The sequence below is a fragment of the Xanthomonas sp. BRIP62415 genome, from assembly GCF_003993515.1.
GTDB lineage: Bacteria > Pseudomonadota > Gammaproteobacteria > Xanthomonadales > Xanthomonadaceae > Xanthomonas > Xanthomonas euroxanthea.
On record NZ_QEZH01000028.1, the window covers coordinates 18262 to 38835 of the forward strand.

The following is a 20574-nucleotide window of genomic DNA, read 5'->3' on the forward strand; positions in this document are numbered from 1 at the left end:
TCAAAAACGCCTGCCCTAAGCCTTGGCCAAAAAACGCCAGCGGCAGCCCCATGGCTGCCGCTGGACGCTACCGCCTCGGATCAGTCAGTGTGCGCCGAAACGCCAGTTCAGCTCCAGCATGTAGGAGCGGCCGTAGCCGGTGTAGTTGAAGATGTTGTAGTACGGGTAGCTGGTGTAGGTGCGGTCGCGTGGCGGGCGGGTGTCGGCCAGGTTGTTGACCGTTGCGGTCAGCGAGATGTCATCGTTGAGCGCATAGTCGAGCGTGGCATTGAGCGTGGTCCACGCACCGACCTTGCGGGCGCCTTCCACCGCATACCCATCGGTGCTTTGTTGCGCCACGAAGTTGGGCGTGCGGCCATTGCGTTGACCGAACAACGTGGTGGTCCAGGCGTCTTTCTGCCAGGTCACCGAGGCATTGACGATGCTGCGGAACTCGGAGGAGAAGAATGGTTCGCTGAGCAGGTCGCGTACCGGATCCTGCGGGAACTGCTGGCTTTCGTGCTTGAGCGTGAGGTTGTATTGCGCGTCGAAGACGAACAGGCCCCAGGATTCGGTCGCCAGGTTGTACGTCGCCTTGCTGAGCACGCCGGAGATCTCCTCGTTGGAGATATTGACCGGGTTGATGCGGATGTCGCTCAGGCGATTGGGTACCGGTGCATCGGCGGCGGTGCGATCGATACGCGACAGTGCATCCACGCAGGTGGGCGAGCTGATATCCAGGCTGCCGAGGCGGCAGGCCGATTCGGTCTGCAGCAGGTTGTCGGTGCTCAGGTCGCTGACCTTGTCATCGATCTTGATGTTGTAGTAATCGGCATTGACGCTGAAGCGTGCGCTCGGCGACCACACCACGCCGGCGCCCCAGGATTTGGCGGTGATCGACTTCAGGTCCGCATTGCCCGACCGACGGCCCTGGATACTGGTACCGCCATAGGTGCAGTCGGCGATCGGCACGTTGGGCTCTTCGAGTGCGCACCGGTAGTAATCGTTGACGCCCTGGAAGAAGCCGCTGTCGCCAGCGAAGGAAAACGCCATGTCCGGTGCCTTGAAGGCGGTGGCATAGTTGCCGCGGAACAGCAGCGAATCGATCGGGCGGAATTCCAGCGCGGCCTTGTAGGTGAACTTGGAATCGCCACCGCCGCCCTGGTTCTTGTAGTCGTCGAAACGGCCGGACAGGTTGGCCGTCAACGTCGAGAGGATCGGCAGGCGCATCTCGAATGCCGCCGCCCAGTTCTCGCGCTTGCCGCTGCCCTGGGTGCCGGTCAGCTGGTAGAAGTCGCCGGCGATCACGCGTTGATCAGTCGGGTTTTCCCAGTACTGGTTGCCCGCCTGCAGCACCCCGGCCACGCCGACGGCACCGGCCGGCAGGTTGAACAACTCGGTGTTGGTGAGCTGCAGGTTGACGTTCTGGGTCCAGGTCCTGGACTTGGTGCGGATCTCGTCGTTGAAGCTGCGGTATTGCGCCGGCGTCAATGCGCGATAGAAGTCGGCGTCGTTGGGCGAATAGATCGGGTAGCCGTAGTACTCGCCTTGCTGGGCGCCCAGAAACTGCTCGCGGAAGAAATCCTCGATGCGATCGGCCAACGGCCATTGCTGGCGGCTGTCGATGCGGTATTCGGCGCGTGCGTAGTACGCATCGTAGGTCCAGTTGCTGGCGCCCAGCCCGCCCTTGATGCCGGCGGCGATGTTGTAGGAGTCGGCGGTCTGGCGATTGTTGTTGAAGTTCAGGTTGCCGGTCTCTTCAGGCGCGAAGATGCGCTGGTAGCCTTCCAGTTGCTGGCTGTCCTGGTTGTAGAACAAGCCGCCGGTATCGGACGAGGTCTGCCAGAAGCGTGAGCCGCTGTTGACCTCCACCTTGGTGCGATTGAGCAGCAGCGTCGCGTAGCCCTGGGTGTTGTCGTTGAAGGCGTAGGTCAGGTTGGCGTAGCCACTGGCGCTGCGCTCCTTGTTGAGGATGCTGGCGTAACCGGGCTCGGTGCGGCTGCTGCAGAAGTTGCCGCGATTGGCGCGGTTGTCGTATTGCACCGAACCGTTGAACAGCGGGCCCAGTGCATCGCAGTTGGCGGCGCCGGGGTCGATGTAGGTGGTTGGCGTGTTGTGCAGCGCGATGCGCGAGCCGTAGCGCAGCGTGGGGTCCGGATTGTCGGAGGTGGAATCGAAATCGCGCCGCTGGTAGCCGTAGATCGGATCCTGGTTGTTGAGCTGCAGGCCCCAGACGAGATCGGCCTTGCCGAGGGTGCTGCCGCCGGTGAGCTGGAAGCGCTGGTTGTTGCCGCCGCCACCGTCGTAGGTACCCATGCGGTAATTCATCTGCACGCCCTCGACGTGCTTCTTCAGGATGATGTTGACCACGCCGGCAATGGCGCTGGAGCCGTAGATCGAGGACTGGTTGCCGGGCGCCACGTCGATGCGTTCGACCATACCCACCGGCACGCTGGCCAGGTCGACGAAGTTGCTCTGGCCGTTGTAGAGCAGCGGGTAATCGGCCATCGGCCGGCCGTCGATCAGCACCAGGGTGAAGCCCGGATCCAGGCCGAGCAGGCTCAGCGATTTGGCGCCGGCGGTGAAGCCGCCACTGAACTGGCCGTCCTGCACCGAGCCGGTGGCCATCGGCTGCGAGCGCAGCACGTCGTAGACATCCTTGAAGCCGCGGCGCTGGATGTCCTGGGCGGTGATGGAGAACACCGGGGTGGCTGTTTCGACCTGTGACCGCGGAATCAACGAGCCTGTCACGGTGACCTTGTTCAATTCAGTCACTGCGTCCTGGTTCTGGGCCATCGCAAGCGATGGCATGGCCAGGGCGGCGCATACGGCGTTGACCAACAAATGGCGCTTCATGGAAACCTCTCTCTCCAAAGGCATGGAACAGGGCGCGACGACCGGGGAGGCCGCGCGGCATCGCTGTCAACGAAACGTTAACAACAGTTCGACTCTAACCAGCCCCTGCGCCTGCGGATAGTCGAGATTGTTTAGATTTTTTGTCCCTTCACGCCTAGGCTAGGTATCCTTTGTAGATGCTTAAAGTCGCGTTTGCTCTCTCCCTGCTGTGCACTCTGCTCGTTCCGCTGCAAGCGGTTGCCCGGGCAACCATCGACAAGATCGAAATCAAGGGCCTGGACGACGACGCCGACGCCGAGATGATCGAGAACATCGAGGTCTCCCTGTCTCTGTATGAGGCCGTGGGCAAGGAGCAGGGCGAGTCGCGACTGGAGTATCTGCTGGCGCAGGCCGAACGGCAGACGCGCGAGGCGCTGGAACCGTTCGGCTACTACTCGCCGACCATCGATCTGGCCGCGCCGCGCAGCGGCGACAAGGTGACGGTGGTGATCACCGTGGAGCGCGGCGAGCCGGTGCGCGTGCGGCAGTCGCATATCTCCATCACCGGCTGGGCCGAGCAGGACCGCTACCTGGGTCAGGATCTCAAGCAGTTCGAACCGCGCGAAGGCCAGGTCTTCAGCCATCCGCAGTACGAAGCGAGCAAGGTGCGCATCACCCGTCGGCTGGCCGAGCGTGGCTACTTCGATGCCGACTTCACCCAGCGCCGCGTCGCGGTGACGCGCGCCGAGCACGCCGCCGATATCGATCTGAACTGGGATAGCGGCCGCCGCTACGACATGGGCAAGGTGCGCTTTGACTACGACTACTTCCGCCCCGGCCTGTTCGAGCCGCTGGTGTATTGGGACGAGGGCAGCTACTACCACGAAGGCAAGCTGGATCGCCTGCGCGAGTCGCTGACCAAGCTCGATTACTTCAGCACCATCGATATCCAGCCCAAGCCGGAAGAAGCCGACGACCAGGGCCGGGTGCCGGTGGATGTGAAGCTCACCCGCGCCAAGCGCACCGTCTATACCTCGGGCCTGAGCTATGGCAGCGAGAGCGGCGCCGGTGTGCGCGGCGGCGTGGAGCGGCGCTACGTCAATTCGCGCGGCCACAAGATGGACACGCAGCTGGATTACGCGCAGAACCGCAAGAGCCTGACCACCAGCTACCGCGTGCCGGCGTTCCGCTGGCTGGATGGCTGGTACACCGCCTCGGCGCGGCTCTATGACGAGCAGACCGAATACATCGACCTGCGCAACGTCAAGCTCACCGGCAGCCGCAGCGGCCAGATCAACGAGCGCTGGAGTGCGATCGCTTCGATCAATGCCTTGCGCGAGCGCTGGCGTTTCAGCAGCGGTGACGACTTCGAAGGCGCGGTGTATGAAACCTCCACGCTGATCTATCCGCAGTTGCAAGTGAACTACGTCAATGTCGACGACCGCCTGTTCCCGCGCAGCGGCGTGTCCGGGCAGGCCTTCATCCGCGGCGGTGCCGAAGGTGCCGGCTCGGACACCAATTTCGGCCAGCTCTATGGCCAGCTGCGCTGGTTCCTGGGCGCCGGCGACAATGGCCGGGTGATCCTGCGCGGCGAAGGCGGCACCACCTGGACCAGCGATCTGGTGGCGATGCCGCCGAGCCTGCGCTTCTTTGCCGGTGGCGCCAACAGCATCCGCGGCTATGCCTTCCGCGAAGTCGGCCCGCGCACGCCCAAGCCGGACGAATTCGCGCTCGGTGCCAAGAACGTGGTCACCGCCAGCGCCGAATACGAGCATTACCTCAAGGGCGGCCCCTGGGGAGGCGCGGTGTTCGTCGATAGCGGCAGCGCGTTCGACGACACGCCCGACTGGCACACCGGCATCGGCTTCGGCCTGCGCTGGCGCTCGCCGGTGGGCCCGGTGCGCGTGGACATCGCGCATGGCCTGAACGATCCCGACTCTCAGTTCCAGCTCTATATCGATATCGGGGCCAACCTGTGAGCACACCGACGCCCCCCCCCGCACCGCGCCGCGCGCGTTTCTACCGCCGCCGCCGGTTCTGGGTGGGCTCCGGGCTGACCTTGCTGGGGTTGGTGTTGCTGGCCCTGATCGCGGTGTACTGGCTGCTGCAGACCGTGGCCGGGCGCGATGTATTGCTGGCCCAGGTCACCGCGCGCCTGCCGGTCGGTGCCAGCTTCACCTACGGCAAGGTCGAAGGCCCGGTGGCCGGCCCACTGACCCTGCGCGATGTCGATTTCCGGTATCAGGACATCCACTTCACTGCCGAGCGCGTGTACCTGGAACCGGACCTGCGCCCGTTGCTCGGGCGCAAGCTGCAACTGGATGCCGTGCAGGTCAGCAATGCCACGTTGAATCTGGGCAAGAGCGATGAGCCGTTCACGCTGCCGAGCTGGCCCGAGTCGCTGCCGCAGATCAACGTGCCGCTGGCGATCCAGGCCGACAAGATCGCCGTGGAGAACCTGCGCATCACCCAGCTGCAGCAGCCGATGATCGTCCTGCACAAGGTGCAGGGCGGGCTGGAAGTGGCCACCGGCGAACTGCGCACGCGCAATCTGGTGGTCGATACCGACATGGGCGACTTCCGCCTGCACGGCGACTACGTGCCCAGCGACGATTACCGCGCCGACCTCACCGCCACTGCGGTGCTGCCGGCCGCACGTGGGCGCACCCCGGCCAGCCTGGGGCTGGTGGCACGCGGCGATCTGGACAAGATGGAAGTGGCCATCGCCGGCCGCGCGCCGGCGCCGCTGCAGGCCAGCCTGGTGTTCACCGGGCGCGATGATCCGACCTGGACCTTCAAGGCCGTCACCGAGGCGCTGGATACCTCGCTGCTGATGCCGGCCACCAACGGGCAGTACGCCGCCCCGGCCACACCGATCGCGCTGAACCTGCAGGCCTCCGGCAAGGGCGGCAACGCCGACCTGCAAGGCAGCGTCAAGCAGGGCGAGTTGAGCGCCAGCTTGCAGCCCTCGCATATCAGCCTGCTGGACCAGGTGATCACGGTCGAGCCGTTGGTGATCGATGCCTTCGAAGGCCGCGCGCAGTTGCGTGGCACTGCCGATTTCCGCGATACGCAGAATCCGAGCTTCCGCTTCGCGGTCAATGCCAGCGGCCTGCGCTTCACCCCGACACCGGACCCGGCCACCCCCGATGCGCCGGTGGTGCCGGTGGAGTTGGTCGATGCGCGCCTGGGCGTGGCCGGCACCCTGAAGGCATGGGCGGCGATCGGCCGCGCCACGCTGGAGCGCGACGGGCAGCAGGCCGCGCTGGTGTTCGACAGCCGCGGCAACGATCAGCGCGCCCAGCTCAAGCAGGTGCAGGCCAAGACCCCGGGCGGCTCGCTGGATCTCACCGGCGAAGTGGGCTGGACCCCGGAGCTGGAATGGGATGTCACCGCCCAGCTGGCCAAGTTCGACCCGGGCTATTTCGCGCCGGGCTGGAACGGCAATCTCTCCGGCAAGGTCGCTTCCAAGGGCCGCCAGCTGCCGGCGCCGGCCGGCGGCGTATCGCCGGGCTTCGAAGCCACTGCGGATATCCCGACCCTGACCGGCCAGCTGCGTCAGCGCGCGCTGTCGGCCAACGGCAAGTTCGCCTTGCGTGGCGAACAGGGCGAAGGCGAACTGCAGCTGTCGCTGGGCAATAGCCGCATCAACGCCAAGGGCAAGGTCGGCGACCAGCTCGATATCGCCGCGCAACTGCAGCCGTTGCAGCTGGACGATGTCCTGCCCGGCGCCACCGGCACGGTGCGCGGGCAGCTGCAGGTCAGTGGCAAGCGCGATGCCCCGGACATCACCGCAGACATCGCCGGCAATGGCCTGCGCTGGAACGACTACAGCGCGCAGAGCATCAGCCTGCGTGGGCGCCTGCCGTGGCGCGGCAGCGACGGGCAACTGGCCTTGCAGGGCACCGCGATCGAAGCCGGCGTGGTGCTGGACAGCGTGCGCGTGCAGGCACGCGGTGCGGTGGAAGCGCTGCGCCTGGATGCCGAGATCGCCAACAGCATGGCCAACCTCGCGCTGCAGGGCGATGTCCGTCGCAATGGCGAGCGTTGGCAAGGCCAGGTCGCCACGCTGCGGATCGCACCGGCCAAGGGCGATGCGTGGGCGTTGCGCCAGCCGGCGCAGTTCAGCACCGACGGTGCGGCATTCACGCTGTCGGACACCTGCCTGGGCGCAGCCACCGGTGGCGCGCTGTGCGCCAGCGCCAACTGGCCGCGCGAGGGCATGGTGGTGCACGGCGATGCACTGCCGCTGTCGCTGGTGCAGCCGTGGCTGCCCAAGCAGGAGGGGCGGCAGATCTACCTGCGCGGCGAGCTGGCGCTCGATGGCAGCTTCAAGCCGCGCGGCAATGCCTGGGAAGGCTCGTTCCGCATCGCCTCGCCCGAAGGCGGCATCCGCCTGGGCGAAACCCGCTACGCGGCGGTGGCCGGCAACCCCAATCGCGGCGAGTTGCTGCGCTACGACCAGTTCAGCGTGCAGGCCGATTTCACCCCGCAGCAGATCCAGGCCAAGCTCGGTGTCGGCTTCCAGGGTGCCGGCTTTGTCGATGCCAAGTTCAACACCGGCTGGGATGCCTACGCCCCGCTCAACGGCGAGCTGTATCTCAATATGTCGCGGCTGTACTGGCTGGAGCTGGTGGTGGCCGATGTGGTGCAGCCCAAGGGCCTGGTCGAAGGCCATGTGAGCCTGCGCGGCACCCGCGACAAACCGCTGCTGGGCGGCGATGCCACCTTGAGCAACTTCACCGCCGAATATCCGTCGATGGGCCTGACTCTGAGCGAGGGCAAGGGACGCTTCGACGCACTGCCGGATGGCTCGGCCAAGATCACCGCATCGGCCAAGTCGGGCGAAGGCACGCTCAACATCGATGGCGGGCTGTCGTGGTTCGGCACCAGCACGCCGTTGCTGCTCAATATCCGCGGCCAGAACGTGCTGGCCTACAACACCAGCGAGTTGCGCATCATCGCCAACCCGGACATGCAGTTCGGCATCACCGACAACACCATGCAACTGCGTGGCAAGGTCACCGTACCCGAAGCCGATATCGACCTGGAACGCTTGGATCGCGGCACCTCGGTGTCCGAGGACGTGGTGGTGCTGGACCCGGTGGACCCGGAAGAAGCGCCGGCCTCGCCACTGGATATGGACCTGGCCATCGTGCTTGGCGACAAGGTCAATATGAGCGGCTTCGGCCTGAAGGGTGGACTGAGCGGGCAGATGCAGATCCGCGCGCGCCCGGGCCGCGAGATGACCGCCAACGGCGGGCTGGACGTGCGCGGCCGCTACAAGGCCTATGGCCAGGATCTGACCATCAGCCGCGGCCAGCTGACTTGGAACAACAACATCGTCTCCGACCCGCGCGTGAGCCTGCGCGCCGAACGCAAGGTCGGCGATGTCACCGCCGGCATCGACGTCAGCGGCCGCGCCGAATCGCCGCGTGCCGATGTGTGGTCCGAGCCGGCGATGTCGCAATCCGAAGCACTGTCCTACCTGGTGCTCGGCCGCGGCCTGTCCACTGCCAGCAGCGACGAAACCCAGCAGGTCAGCGCCGCCTCGGCCGCGCTGTCGGCCGGCAGCAGCCTGATCGCCTCGCAGATCGGCGCCAAGCTGGGCCTGGACGAGGCGGGGGTGAGCGAATCCAGCACCGTCGGCTCGGTGGTGGGCTTCGGCAAGTACCTCTCGCCGAAACTCTACGTCGGCTACGGCGTCTCGATGGTCGGCAGCGGCTCGGTCCTGACGCTGAAATACCTGCTCAGCCGCGGCTTCGACATCGAAGCCGAATCCAGCACGGTGGAGACCAAGGGCTCGGTGAACTGGCGGCGGGAAAAATAACCCGCCGCTTGCTCTTCATCACATATTGACAAAGCTGACTTGGCTGTTCATTCTGCCGGGGTGGCTAGCTCTGCCTGGCGTGCAGAGGTACCAGGGGAACGTAACTACTAACTAGCCTGCGCACATGCGTGGCGCTATTTGTGGCGTCGATATCATTTATAGCTGATAGCAAGGGAAGCTAAGGTGCATCTCGGTAAAAGGTCGTGCTTGCGGTATTTGCTGGCGCTAACGACGTTATTGCCTGGCGCTGCCTTGGCCGTCGAGGCCACTGGTTACGGGAAAATTACCTACGTAGAGAATGGCTGGTATGGCGAGGGCATCGCTCTACATCATTCCACAGCCTTGATCACAGATTGCACCGCTGGTCCAAACGACTTCGTTATCGATCGCAACCATGCAGCATACCAAGAGCTGCTTGCCATGGCTCTGACAGCGTACACGCGTGATCTTGATGTGCAACTGATTGTAGAAAAAAAAGACTGTGGATTTGGTGGGCGTACCAAGATATTGGCAATGCGTTTTGCAAAATAACCGCGTCCGCGAAATGGTCTGCTGTAACTCGCAGCCGATTGGATCGCCTGGAGCACGGATCGAAAGGTTCTTGCTGTTCATACAAGTCGACTTCGACAGTGACACTGGGACGCGATGTCTTCAACTAGTTTACGCAGACAGATATTGAAGGCCACCTACTACGATCGTCTTAAGGCTGCTTCCACCGCGCATCAAATGCATGCATGTCGACTTACAGGACGTTCTGCAAGCAGATATGGTTAATCAAATAATCACGAGGAAAGGATGAAGATTTTTGCAGGACTAGCCATGGTTTTGGGACTGTTTGCGATATCGGGTCCTGTGGTTGCATTGCAGTACATTACCGGACGCGTAGTTCGGGTCGAAGCAACTTATATGCCAACGCAAATTCCATTTATCCTGGCCGAAGGAAACGCCGTATGTCCTGCCGGGAAGCCTGTGTACTGGTCGAATTCAAACGCCGAAAACAACAAGGCGATCTATGCCGCCCTGATTGCGGCAATGACCGCCGGAAAGAAGATAACGATCATAATTGATGATAATGATCAATCTTGTAAGGGTAAATTCTTATACCTCGAAGATTAATCTAGCGGCAGGATCTGCGCGTGTAGCGAGCCTTCGTGCTGTGATCTAGCCAGCTTGTGAAGATAGAGGCTGATGACAATTCAATAGCTTAGCCGGTTGAGACGAATGACCGACCTTGTTATGCCTATCGCAAGATCAGATCCCAGAAAGAAGCCTCACACAGCGATTGTGGCTGACAAGAAAATAGTAAACTCACGAGGACAAGATGAGTAAGAAACATCAACAACTGTTGAAGCTTTCAGCATCTCTGGCGTCACTGCTGTACCTATCAGGAGCGGCGCAGGCTCAGACTTATACCAAGACAGAGACGCTGTCGTACTACGACGATACCTCCAAATGGGTGCTCGGGCAAACGTCGAAGGTGGTCGTCAATGGCATCACAAGATCGGAAGTCACCTACGGTACGAATGCTCAGCCGGTAGCCACGCGCCTCTTCGGAAAACTGCAGCAGACGTTGACTTACAACCCAGATGGAACCGTTGCAACGGCCAGCGACGGCAATGGCAATACGACGACGTTGTCTGCATGGAAGCGAGGCATTCCACAATGGGTTCGCTACGCGGATGGCACTGGCGAATCAGCCGCGGTTGACGACAATGGTTGGATCACAGCAGTTGCCGATGAAAATGGCTACACCACCTCATATGGCTACGACACGATGGGGAGGCTCGCGAGGATCTCCTATCCGGAAGGCGATAGCACTGCTTGGAACTTAACATCGCAGGCGTTCGAACTTGTCCCTGGAGCAGAGTTCGGAATTGCCGGAGGGCACTGGCGCCAAACAATAGTGACTGGAAACTATCGAAAGCTGACATATTTTGATGCGTTCTGGCGCCCTGTACTCACGCGCGAATTTGATGCAGCCAATGAAGCCGGTACACAACGGTTCCAAAAATTTACATACGACCACGAGGGGCGTGTGACATTCACCTCCTATCCTGGCAATAGCGAAGCGTTGACCACAGGAACGTGGACAGGATACGACGCATTAGGACGAACTATCTGGATCGGCCAGGACACCGAGTTGGGTAACGATGCACTAGTAACACGTACCGAATATCTACCCGGTAACCAAACGCGAGTAACAAACCCGAATGGGCAGAGTACTGTGACTGGCTATCAAGTCTTCGATCAACCGGCGTACGACAAGCCCGTCTGGATCCAGCATCCGGAAGGTGCCGTTACCGAGATATCGCGCGATGTCTTCGGAAAACCCACTGCAATCACACGGCATAGCAACGATTGGAGCCAGGCGCTAACTCGTACATACGCATACAACAGCAATCAGGAACTTTGCCGTTCGGTCGAGCCGGAGACAGGCGCTACATTGACCGGGTATGACGGTGCGGGCAACGTCCGGTGGACAGCTGCGGGTCTGCCTATGGACATCGGCTGCGACACGAACGGCGCATCTGCAACGATAGCCGCTCGCAGGGTCGATCGAAGCTACGATGCGCGAAATCGCATCGCATCACTTGGTTTTCCCGATGGCAATGGCAATCAACGCCTAAGCTACTGGCCAGACGGCCTGACCAAGCAAATCACGACATTGAACAATGGTGTCGCCACCTACAATAGCTATTCGTACAACAGGCGACGTCTCCTAATCGGAGAAAGTCAGGGACAGGCGGACGGCGAAACCTGGGCAATGAGTTCGATCTATGACGCTAATGCAAATCTAGCGGCGCATCGCTATCCAACAGGTCAAACCATCGATTATGCACCCAACGCGCTAGGTCAGTCGACTCGCGCGGGTGCGTATGCTAGCGCAGTCAGCTACTACCCCAACGGCGCAATTCGGCAGTTCACGTATGGCAACGGCATTTTGCACACGATGGCCCAAAACCGTCGTCAGCTTCCCGGTACAAGCCAGGACACGCACAGCGGGATCGCAGTTCTAAGTGATAGCTATACATACGACCAGAATGGCAATGTCAAGTCAATTACTGACAATGCTTCATGGCGTAATGGGCGTGGAAATCGGAGTATGGAATACGACGGACTGGACAGATTGAAGTCGGCATCCTCTCCGATGTTCGGTAATGCAACCTATGCCTACGATGCGTTGGATAATCTGACAAAGGTGGCGATAGCGGGTCGCGATCATTCGTATTGCTACGATCCATACTGGCATCTGACGAACATCAAAACCGGTGGCAGCTGTAATGGAGGTACCGTTGTAGGTCTTGCGTACGATATGCAGGGAAACCTAATCAACAAGAATGGGCAGACATACGCGTTTGACTTCGGTAATCGACTGCGTGCCGCAACGAATAAGGAGATGTATCGATACGACGGCAACGGCAGACGCACGTTGGCAACCCAATCATCAGGCGCTGTTGCCTCCATGTACGACCAAGCGGGTGTCCTGCGTTTTCAGAAAAACCAGCGTCGCTCCAAAATCACAGAATACGTGACACTTGGCGGAAGCAACGTCGCTGAAGTGGAATGGCCCATCGGTTACCTGCCTGCCACGAAAAACGCCTTGACTTGGGGTGCTAACCCGGGAGTCGTGCGCTACGTGGTTGAGGAAAGTATCGACGGGCTGACCTGGACTTCCGTTTACGAGGGCGACCAAACTACTTGGACGTCGTTGTCACGCCCTTCGGGTACATATTCATATCGCGTGCTCGGCTGTACGCAAAACGGCGCTTGCAGTGCGGTATCAGGACTCTCGCATGTCAAGCGCTCTGCGGCCGATATTGTTCCGTTACTATATCAGCTCCTCCTTAACTAATTTCCCAAGAGCTCGATGCATAAGGGCAACGACGTCGAGAAAATTTTCTATCGGTAGATGTCGATGATCGCATGAATAGCGCGCTAATTTTTAAAGCTGCTTGGGTGAATAATTGGAAATAATATGAAGCTATTTTTCATTGGTATGCTAGCAGCAGCCTTGGGATTATTTCTAGCTATTACTTGGGCCTTAGAAAATGAATGGGTACCTGACGTGGAAGTGACTCAGCTGGGCGCTTATCAGGCATCAGCAGCGCACTTCGTATGGTTTGGATCTCTTGCGCAAGAATGTAAAAACTCACCAGCGATGTATTACGACAAGGCTAGGAGCGGTGTAAGGCTCTGTCTGATGGCAACCTTACTAGCAGCTCTGGTCAATAAAAGAAAGACGGATTATCAGGCAGCTGGCTGCGACATTGTTGAGGCTTATCTTAGGTGAATCAAAAGGCGGCTTGGTGCGCATCAGTTAGATACGATTCTTGTGCACTCTTGCTTGTCCTCAAGGGTTCAAAAGCCTGAACTACTATCTAAATATTGGAAATGGCATGAGTGAAACTACAAAAACTGTTAGCCGCTGGCTGTACACTTTACTGACGTGTATGTTTTCCCTCAGTTTCAGCTCGGTTGCCTCAGCGCAAGTTATCCGTTATGTACATACAGATGGCCTTGGTTCTACTTCCGTGCTAACGGATACAAATCGCAACGTCATTGAACGGCGAGAATATGAACCTTATGGTGCAAACTTAGGGTCGCCCACAGATGTAGTTGGCTACACGGGGCATGTAATGGATGCTGCCACTGGACTGACTTACATGCAACAACGGTACTACGATCCGCAGGTGGGCTTGTTTCTTAGCGCGGACCCGATTGGTGCCAAGGATGCCGAAGATACAAGGCTATTTAACCGTTACGTGTATGCGTTCGGAAACCCCTATAAATTTAAAGACATAGATGGGCGTTGTCCTTTTTGTTACATGCTTAACCTTAGGCAAGAATTAATCAGCAAAGCAGATAGGATTGACAGCGCATCCAATGCTACTTCAGACGCAGTCGACTTCAAATTTGAGGCTGCGGCAGCATTAGGTGTTGGCCTTGAAGGGTCGATAAGTTTAAAAAATTTCGAAGGACAGATTGGATTTATTCCAGTTGGAATAGGGGCAGATGTCAACGTTTCCGGTCAGCCAAAAGAAGGTTTCAAGATTAATATAGTTGACAAGCAGATGGACTCCAAAATTGAATTTAGTGGAGGAGTGAGCATTAAAGGCGGGGCGATAGTGCATCCGGGCGTAGACGTAAATTTCGATCCGGGCGGTTCGGTCGAGGTTGTGCCGAAAGCTGGTGTCGGCCTTGGTGAGATGGCAAAATTTTCACCCGTAATTAATTTCTTCGAGTGGGGACCTCTGCGCGAGAAAGAGATAAATCAATAGAGGTGATAAGGTGGACGCTAAGCTATTAATCAGTGTCGGCACAATCTATGGCGCAATTTATTACTATTGTGCGCGATGGCTGTTGTCGGCGTTAAGAACAGTGGATTTGGAGTACTTTAATTATTTGGGTGCGCAGGGAGGAGTTGGTCCTAGTAATTCTTACGCGATTATGAAGGTGGTCTTTGATTTCGACGTGCCTAAAGTTTTCTGGCCGAAAAAAATCAAGCTACTTTTAATTTTAGTGCGCACCATGCTTGGACTGTACCCCTTTGTAATTCTCGCTATATTCCTACTCCTTTAGAGGATTTGCTGCAGTTGGTAGAACTTATTTATTTAAAATTTTGAGATGCTCTTGGAATTGCTATGAGTGTTCTTTGATTGGAGATTTTATCGCGAGCGCATATCCATAGCATTCCGAAAATAATGGATATGAGCCCGTCGTCGTGGGATAAGGGAGATGAAAAGTGTGTGTCGAGAACGCTAAAGAAATTCGTTCAATAAAAAAATGTGTTAATGTTGATTGCCGTAGATTATTATCGGCGATGAATAGCACAATATTTTCTGGCTGTTCGCTGAGAAAGAAAGAATATCTTCCTAGACTTTTATTGTCAGTGCTGTGCCTTAACCCGGTTGCATCCTGGGCACAGCAGAGTTTTCCTTCTAATGTTGTTGACCTCCGGTATGAGAACTTTCTCAATAAGCCCGAAAGGCAAAAAAGTACGCCAGGAAATCAATTCGGCGAGCAGTTTTCGATGCAGAATGGCGCGCTTTCATTTAGTGCCGTTGACGTTGCGTTGCCAGGAAACGACAATCTACCTGTCGAGTTTAGACGCTCGCTGACGATCTCACCGTCGTCTAAAGACGACTATCTTAACTCATATAGAATCATGGGCTTGTGGGAGCTGGGACTGCCCAAGGTGGTTGCGTCATACCAATATCTAACGGGTCCAGTTAGCTCTGATCAGTCGCGAAAGAACAAGGTATGCTCAATTAAAGACAAAGCTTATTTGTCGCCTCCAGCAGATGCTACTTACCCAGAATCTTTCCCTGCGCTTACGTTTTGGAACGCGCCGTCTCTCCAGATCCCTGGTGTTGGGAATGATTTGCTCGTATACAATCAGGGGTTGATGCCCTCCCCATCATCGGGTAGACCTTATTTTTGGCTGACGTCGAAAATGGATTATGTGTCTTGTATCGATTCTCTTAGGAATTCAGGGAATACATACGCAGACGAGCGAAACTTCAGCTCTGGAGAAGGATTTTTTATTGAGCGAGCTGATGGCACCAAATACTGGTTCGATTGGATAGCTCTGGAACGTCGTTATAGAGGGATGTCGACCGTCCTTAGATATATCGGTGGAAGGCCGGTTATATCCAACGAAGGCATTGATGTGGCGCGACTTGGATGGTATCCAACTCGGATTGAGGATAGGCATGGAAACTGGGTAAGATATTCTTACTCCAATAAAGCCACTGAGATGGTGAAATTAGATCGAATCGACGCTAGCGACGGGCGTGTTATTACATTGAACTACACGTCGGGAGTTCTGTCTTCGGTAGTTGCAAACGGATATACTTGGAGTTATTCGGATTCGAAAGTGATAAACCCGGACGGAAGCTCTTGGAGCTACGAGGGGACATTTAGGCCAGGTTTCGACTTCACGATAGATCGAGAATATGGCTCCTGCCGTAATCCGTCGAGTTGGTCAGGCATACAAAATGCCGACGCAACGACAGGCGGACTCATTCGCGATCAGGCTGTGGTAAGCGTTACCAATCCTGCTGGTGCGACGGCACGATTCCTAATCTCAAAGGTAATGCTTGGCCGTTCACAAGTCCCTTGGTCTTGTTATGGCAGCGGTTACTCTATGGCCAATGGACTTCCAACTCAGACCACCGAGCCGACGTCGTATTTGGGTGGTTGGACGCTTGCTGTCGTGGAGAAGTCAATCAGTGGTCCCGGCTTAACCAATGCTACTTGGAAGTATAATTATCAATCCGATATTTGGTTTTCAAATACTAATCCATCGCCAGGCACCTCTCGGACAAAAGTACTAGCGCCTGATGGAGTGCTAAGTACTTATATTTACGGAAATGCACCATATGTTAATGATGGCCTTTTGCTCAGTGTGACGAAGAGTGTTTCCGGAAACGTCAAATCTGTGAAAAATTTCCAGTATGCTTCTAGTCTCAGTAATCCTGACAGTGGTTTTCCAAAACGAATTGGATGGCATCCATATGCTGACTTAAATCAGTTTGGGGCCGTATTTCTAAGACCGCAGATCAACTCTGTGACTTCTCAAGAAGGAACTGTATATACTTCACAAGTATCTAGAAACTGTAATGGAGGCCAACTCTGTATAGATGCCTTTGGTCGGACTACGCAGGCTGTGAAGTCCGCAAATATCCCGTAGCGAAAATTTTACCGTGCACAGCAGGGACGGATTGCCATGCTGTGCGGTTGGGTGACCTCCTGACCTCCTCCCTACAACTTGGACCAGCCAGACCTAGAAAATTCGGCGAAACTCAGACCAAAGAGGCCCGTCGCCATGAAGAAGTCGAAGTTCACCAAAGAGCAGATCGCGTTTGCCCTGAAGCAGGCCGAGACCCGCACGGCGGTCTAGGAGATCTGCCGAAAGATGGGCATCAGCCAGGCCACGTTCTATGCGTGGCGCAAGAAGTTTGGCGGGTTCGGTTTGGCCGAACTGCGCCGGCTACGCCAGGAAGAGAACCGCAAGCTCAAGCAGCTAGTGGCCAATCTGAGCCTGGACAAGGTGATGTTGCAGGACGTGCTGTAAAAAAAGTTCTGAGGCCCACGCAGCGCAAGACGTTCGGGGGCCATCTGATCGACCGGTATCGCGTTGGGGTTCGTCGAGCCTGCGCTATCGTCAAGCAAAGCCGGTCGGCGTTCTACTACCAGCCGCAGGACAATGATGATGCGCTACTGCTTCAATGGATCCAATGTGGGAACGGTGTCAGGTTGACTTTTCCGGGAACGGGGTCAGGTCCGGTTAAGTTGGCTTTCTAGGTGAACTCGATGCCTACAGGTTGGGGACATTAGATTTTCCTGCCTGCCAATTATCGGTGCAATGCGCAAGATAATAGATTAACATCCTTGCACCAGCCATTTTGCGTGTTCGAAGTTAGAAGCCTTGAAACAAGATGGATTTACATGTGCTTGAGATATTCCATGTCTCGATGCTTTTTTGGACAGCTAGTGTTAGGGGGGCGGGTTGGTCGCCCTGTAATTCGGCTAATAAAAATCTAGAGAATTGCTATATATGCGGCTAAATATCTTTGGGTCATGCTTGGTCTTATTGGCGTCGTCTTTTTCGGTTTGCGCCGGAAGTGGATCTGGCAAAGTGATGCAATTGATGCCTCATGCCAATGATGTGGTCTTTTTTTCTTTAAGCGGAGAGCATGCGAATCTTCCAAAAATGTTCGCCAACGGCCTGGTCGATATCACTATCCACGCACACTGGAAGAGCAATGTATGCCTTGCTAATAAGTGCTCATACACGAGGACTTAGAGTTCACGTACAGGGAACCGGGGATTGTGCAGCATGGGCCGGATCGCGAGGCCGCTCATTATATTTTGAGCGAGCTCTAGAGCATGTTGTCAGCCGTGCGTAAAATTGATCCAGCCATGGTTAGATCTCGCTGGGCACACTGTCGCCAAGGAGACCAACGATCGCAAGAGTTCAGCGAGAGCCAGACCTCGCCATGCTGAAGAAGGTAGAGGGCGGCCACCAAGTCAAGGATATTTGCCGTGAGCTGGGCATTTCCGATGCGACGTACGACGTCTGGAAGTCCAATACGGCGGCATTGAGGCCTCCGATGTGCAGCGGCTGCGTGATGTTGAAGCCAAGCACGCCAAACTCAAGAGGAAGTATGCCGAGTTGGCGATGGAGAACCATGCGTTGAAAGATCTGATCGCAAAAAAGCTATAGACCGGCGCACAAGTGCCCGCTCTTGCCTGGCTCGTCGAGCAGCATGGCTGGAGCGAGCGCTGGGCCTGTTCAATGGTTGGCGTGGCTCAGGCGTTAGCTCACTCGACAGCGCGCTGTCGGTGTCGTCCCGATCGCGACAAGGAGGTCATTGCGCTGTTGTCTGAATTGGCCGAGCGCTTTCCCGGGCATGGATTTGTAGAGCTGTTTCTGATCATCCGTTTTCGCGTACATGTGTGGAACAACTGGAGGGTTTGGCATGTGCACTGCCTGATGAAGCTCAATCATTGTCGTCGCAGCAGGCGCCGGATACCGATGCGTCATCCACGGCCGCTGGCATGCGGTGATCGACCCAATGCTGGATGGTCGATCGATTTCATGTCCGATGCGCTATGGGACGGTCGACGTTTCCGCACGTTCAATGTCATCGACGATTTCAGCCGGGAAACCTTGGCGATCGAGGTGGACTTGAATCTGCCGGCTGCACGCGTCATCCGAACATCGGAACGCATCGCGGCCTGGCGCGGTAATCTGAACAGGCTTCGTCTGGACGAAGGACCTTAATTTTCCGCGCTGACTTGGTCGAGTGAGCTGAGCGCAAAAGCATTGCATTGAATTTCATCGGGCCGAGGTGTTCGATGCAGAACTGCTTCATCGAACGTTCCAACGACAGCTATCGACGCGGCGTACTAGAAATGCACATTTTTCCCGCACCATGAGCGAAGTCCGCGATCAGACCTGGCATTAGCTGGCCGACTACAACCAACAGATCCCGCACGACAGCTTGGGCGGGCTAACGCCCGCCGAGTTCCGTGATCCATATCTCCGCAGACCTCTAAATTTAAGCTGGCACTATTTATGGGAGTCCGCACCTGGTGTTTAACTCTTCACTCATTCAGCTACAGTGAATGCCTTAATTTGCATTGAAGTTCCGCTGCAACCATCCACGTAAATTTCTACTGTATTCTTGCTTTGCAGAGACGTTAGTGCCATGGACAGAATCTCTTTGTACATCAACGCGTTGGGTGTAATCATGAAGCGATTTCCACCGCCGCAGCCTGTACCCGCAGGTAGCGGGCCTTCAGTTACTAAATATATGGCTTCTCCTCCCCATCCAGTGGCTATGTTCTTTATCTTCTGTCCCCCGAGTGAGTAAGCCGCGAAGCATTGGGAGCTTGCTAACAGCAAAGTTAGAAAAACTAGTCTACGGATCATAAAAATACCCAAGTAAGGTGAGTGAATTATTCAAGCTGCGTCGTTCAATACGTCGCCGGTCCTGTACTTACAGATCCGGTGACTGGAATATTTTTTTCTTATCGCCCCTGGGTTCCCCAACTCGATCCTATACGCCCCACGTCTAGGTTGCCACAGTATGAGAACAGGTTCCAGTTGTGTTTGGTACTGCGCGTGGAAACCACTACGCATTCTTTATGCCCGACCACTAATCCGCAAATAGCCCCTTTATGCCCTGCGCGCCTACCTTGGCACTCCCGCACTGTGGTGCGTTGAGTCCAACACGATGTGTATCCTGATTTTGCAAGGTCCGCAGGCCGATCCGGCGCAGCTGGCGCCGCTGCAGCTGCCCGAGTTTGCCGGGCGTGCGTTGCGCACGCTGGCGTGCGCCGATGTCGACGGCCTGATCGCCGGCTTGCAGGCCGCCGGTGGCGACGCCGAGGTGGAGCTGGTGCTGCTGGATTCGGGTGATCTGGCGCCGTCCGCGCGTGCGCAGGTGCATGCGACGGCATTGCGTGCGGCATTGGACGCGCTGCACACGCCCTACATCGAGCTGCATACTGATGCCGACCAGGAGCTGGAGCCGTGGCTGCATCCGCAGCATGCGCCGCTGGCGGTGGTGATCACGCCGCACGACGCGCCGCGCGCCTATGCGATGTCGCTGGGGATTGCCGCGCGCTGCCTGCCGTCCCTGTGCGCGCCGTTGCGCGCCGCTGCCTGAGGAGGCCGCCATGTCGATCATGATCGTGCGTGGTCCGGAGGCATCGTTGCCGCTGGTGCGTGGGCCGCAGCCGTTGCCGCGGGCCGTCATTCGGCAGCTCGTGCAATGCGCCGGCGACGCGGGCAAGACGGTGGCCTTGCGTGCCTGCGGGTCGGAGCAGGAGCTGCTGGATGCCTTGCGCGTGGCCGGGCAGGCGCGGATGGAAATCGCGTTGATCGATCCGGGCAGCTGCGTGGACAGTGCGCGCCTGCACCGTGTGCTGGGCGCGTTGCCGTATCCGTTCGTGGAGGCCCACGACGATAGCGTGGACCGACCGGAGCGTTGCCTGCCGGAGGGTTTCGGGCAACGAATCGCGACGGTGCGCGGCTACTGCGCGCAGAGCTATCTGCTGGGGCTGGAGATCGCGTTGGAACATCTGGGCTGCACGGAGATCCAGGGCGATGTCCACGTCGGTACCTGAGCTGCGCCAGCTGCATTACTTCGCCGACTACGAGGGCTATTGCGACGGTCGGCCGGTGCTGTGGGGGCAGCTGGCCCACAGCGTGGAGGTGCCCGCCGATGGCGTGCTGGATGCGGCCGGGCTGGTGGGTGCGTTGCGCCGCCGCGCGGCCGAGGCGCACGGGCTGGAAGCGGGGCAGATCCGCTTGTGCCAGGTCACGCGGCTGTAGCGGCGTGACACACAACGACGCCACCGGAAGGTGGCGTCGTTGTCCTGCGGTGATTGCGCGGCGTTCGACGCAGATCACCCGG

General features: G+C 57.7%; 12 protein-coding genes and 2 pseudogenes. 13 read left to right on the forward strand and 1 reads right to left on the reverse strand.

What is annotated here, in order from left to right; genetic code table 11:
• Nucleotides 1-84: 84 nt before the first annotated feature.
• On the reverse strand, nucleotides 85-2775 hold the full coding sequence (locus EO141_RS12790; RefSeq protein ID WP_206514804.1) for a TonB-dependent receptor: 2691 nt from the start codon (nucleotides 2773-2775) through the stop codon (nucleotides 85-87).
• A 236-nt stretch (nucleotides 2776-3011) separates the two neighbouring features.
• Between EO141_RS12790 and EO141_RS12795 the strand changes: the two genes are divergently transcribed.
• The 13 genes and pseudogenes from EO141_RS12795 (at nucleotide 3012) to EO141_RS12855 (ending at nucleotide 20492) form a co-directional block, all read left to right on the forward strand.
• Nucleotides 3012-4793 (forward strand): autotransporter assembly complex family protein, encoded by a 1782-nt coding sequence (locus EO141_RS12795; protein ID WP_104584372.1) that lies wholly within the window; start codon nucleotides 3012-3014, stop codon nucleotides 4791-4793.
• Entirely contained in the window at nucleotides 4790-8644 is a 3855-nt protein-coding gene (locus tag EO141_RS12800; protein WP_127169380.1) for a translocation/assembly module TamB domain-containing protein, read from the forward strand. The genes EO141_RS12795 and EO141_RS12800 overlap by 4 nt, the downstream gene beginning before the upstream one ends.
• Nucleotides 8645-8851: 207 nt before the next feature.
• A complete protein-coding gene (locus tag EO141_RS12805; protein ID WP_127169381.1) occupies nucleotides 8852-9175 on the forward strand; it encodes a hypothetical protein in 324 nt (107 codons plus the stop codon).
• Nucleotides 9176-9439: 264 nt separating this feature from the next.
• A complete protein-coding gene (locus tag EO141_RS12810; protein ID WP_127169382.1) occupies nucleotides 9440-9760 on the forward strand; it encodes a hypothetical protein in 321 nt (106 codons plus the stop codon).
• A gap of 205 nt (nucleotides 9761-9965) precedes the next feature.
• Entirely contained in the window at nucleotides 9966-12497 is a 2532-nt protein-coding gene (locus EO141_RS12815; protein WP_127169383.1) for an RHS repeat protein, read from the forward strand.
• A gap of 123 nt (nucleotides 12498-12620) precedes the next feature.
• Entirely contained in the window at nucleotides 12621-12935 is a 315-nt protein-coding gene (locus tag EO141_RS12820) for a hypothetical protein (RefSeq protein WP_127169384.1), read from the forward strand.
• A 106-nt stretch (nucleotides 12936-13041) separates the two neighbouring features.
• The gene (locus EO141_RS12825; protein ID WP_127169385.1) at nucleotides 13042-13923 is read left to right on the forward strand and encodes an RHS repeat-associated core domain-containing protein; all 882 of its coding nucleotides are present in this window, start codon (nucleotides 13042-13044) and stop codon (nucleotides 13921-13923) included.
• Nucleotides 13924-14387: 464 nt separating this feature from the next.
• Nucleotides 14388-16337 carry a hypothetical protein gene (locus EO141_RS12830; protein ID WP_127169386.1) on the forward strand — a complete coding sequence of 650 codons (1950 nt, stop codon included), beginning with the start codon at nucleotides 14388-14390 and terminating at the stop codon, nucleotides 16335-16337.
• A 135-nt stretch (nucleotides 16338-16472) separates the two neighbouring features.
• Nucleotides 16473-16843: pseudogene (locus EO141_RS12835) on the forward strand (transposase); the annotation flags it as partial.
• Nucleotides 16844-17569: 726 nt separating this feature from the next.
• Nucleotides 17570-18753: pseudogene (locus EO141_RS12840) on the forward strand (IS3 family transposase).
• Nucleotides 18754-19389: 636 nt separating this feature from the next.
• Nucleotides 19390-19824, forward strand: a complete 435-nt coding sequence (locus EO141_RS12845) for a hypothetical protein (RefSeq protein ID WP_127169387.1) — start codon at nucleotides 19390-19392, stop codon at nucleotides 19822-19824.
• Nucleotides 19825-19834: 10 nt separating this feature from the next.
• Complete coding sequence (locus tag EO141_RS12850) at nucleotides 19835-20284, forward strand: 3-dehydroquinate dehydratase (protein WP_161960178.1); 450 nt, start codon at nucleotides 19835-19837, stop codon at nucleotides 20282-20284.
• Complete coding sequence (locus EO141_RS12855) at nucleotides 20265-20492, forward strand: hypothetical protein (protein ID WP_164739199.1); 228 nt, start codon at nucleotides 20265-20267, stop codon at nucleotides 20490-20492. The genes EO141_RS12850 and EO141_RS12855 overlap by 20 nt, the downstream gene beginning before the upstream one ends.
• Nucleotides 20493-20574: the final 82 nt, after the last annotated feature.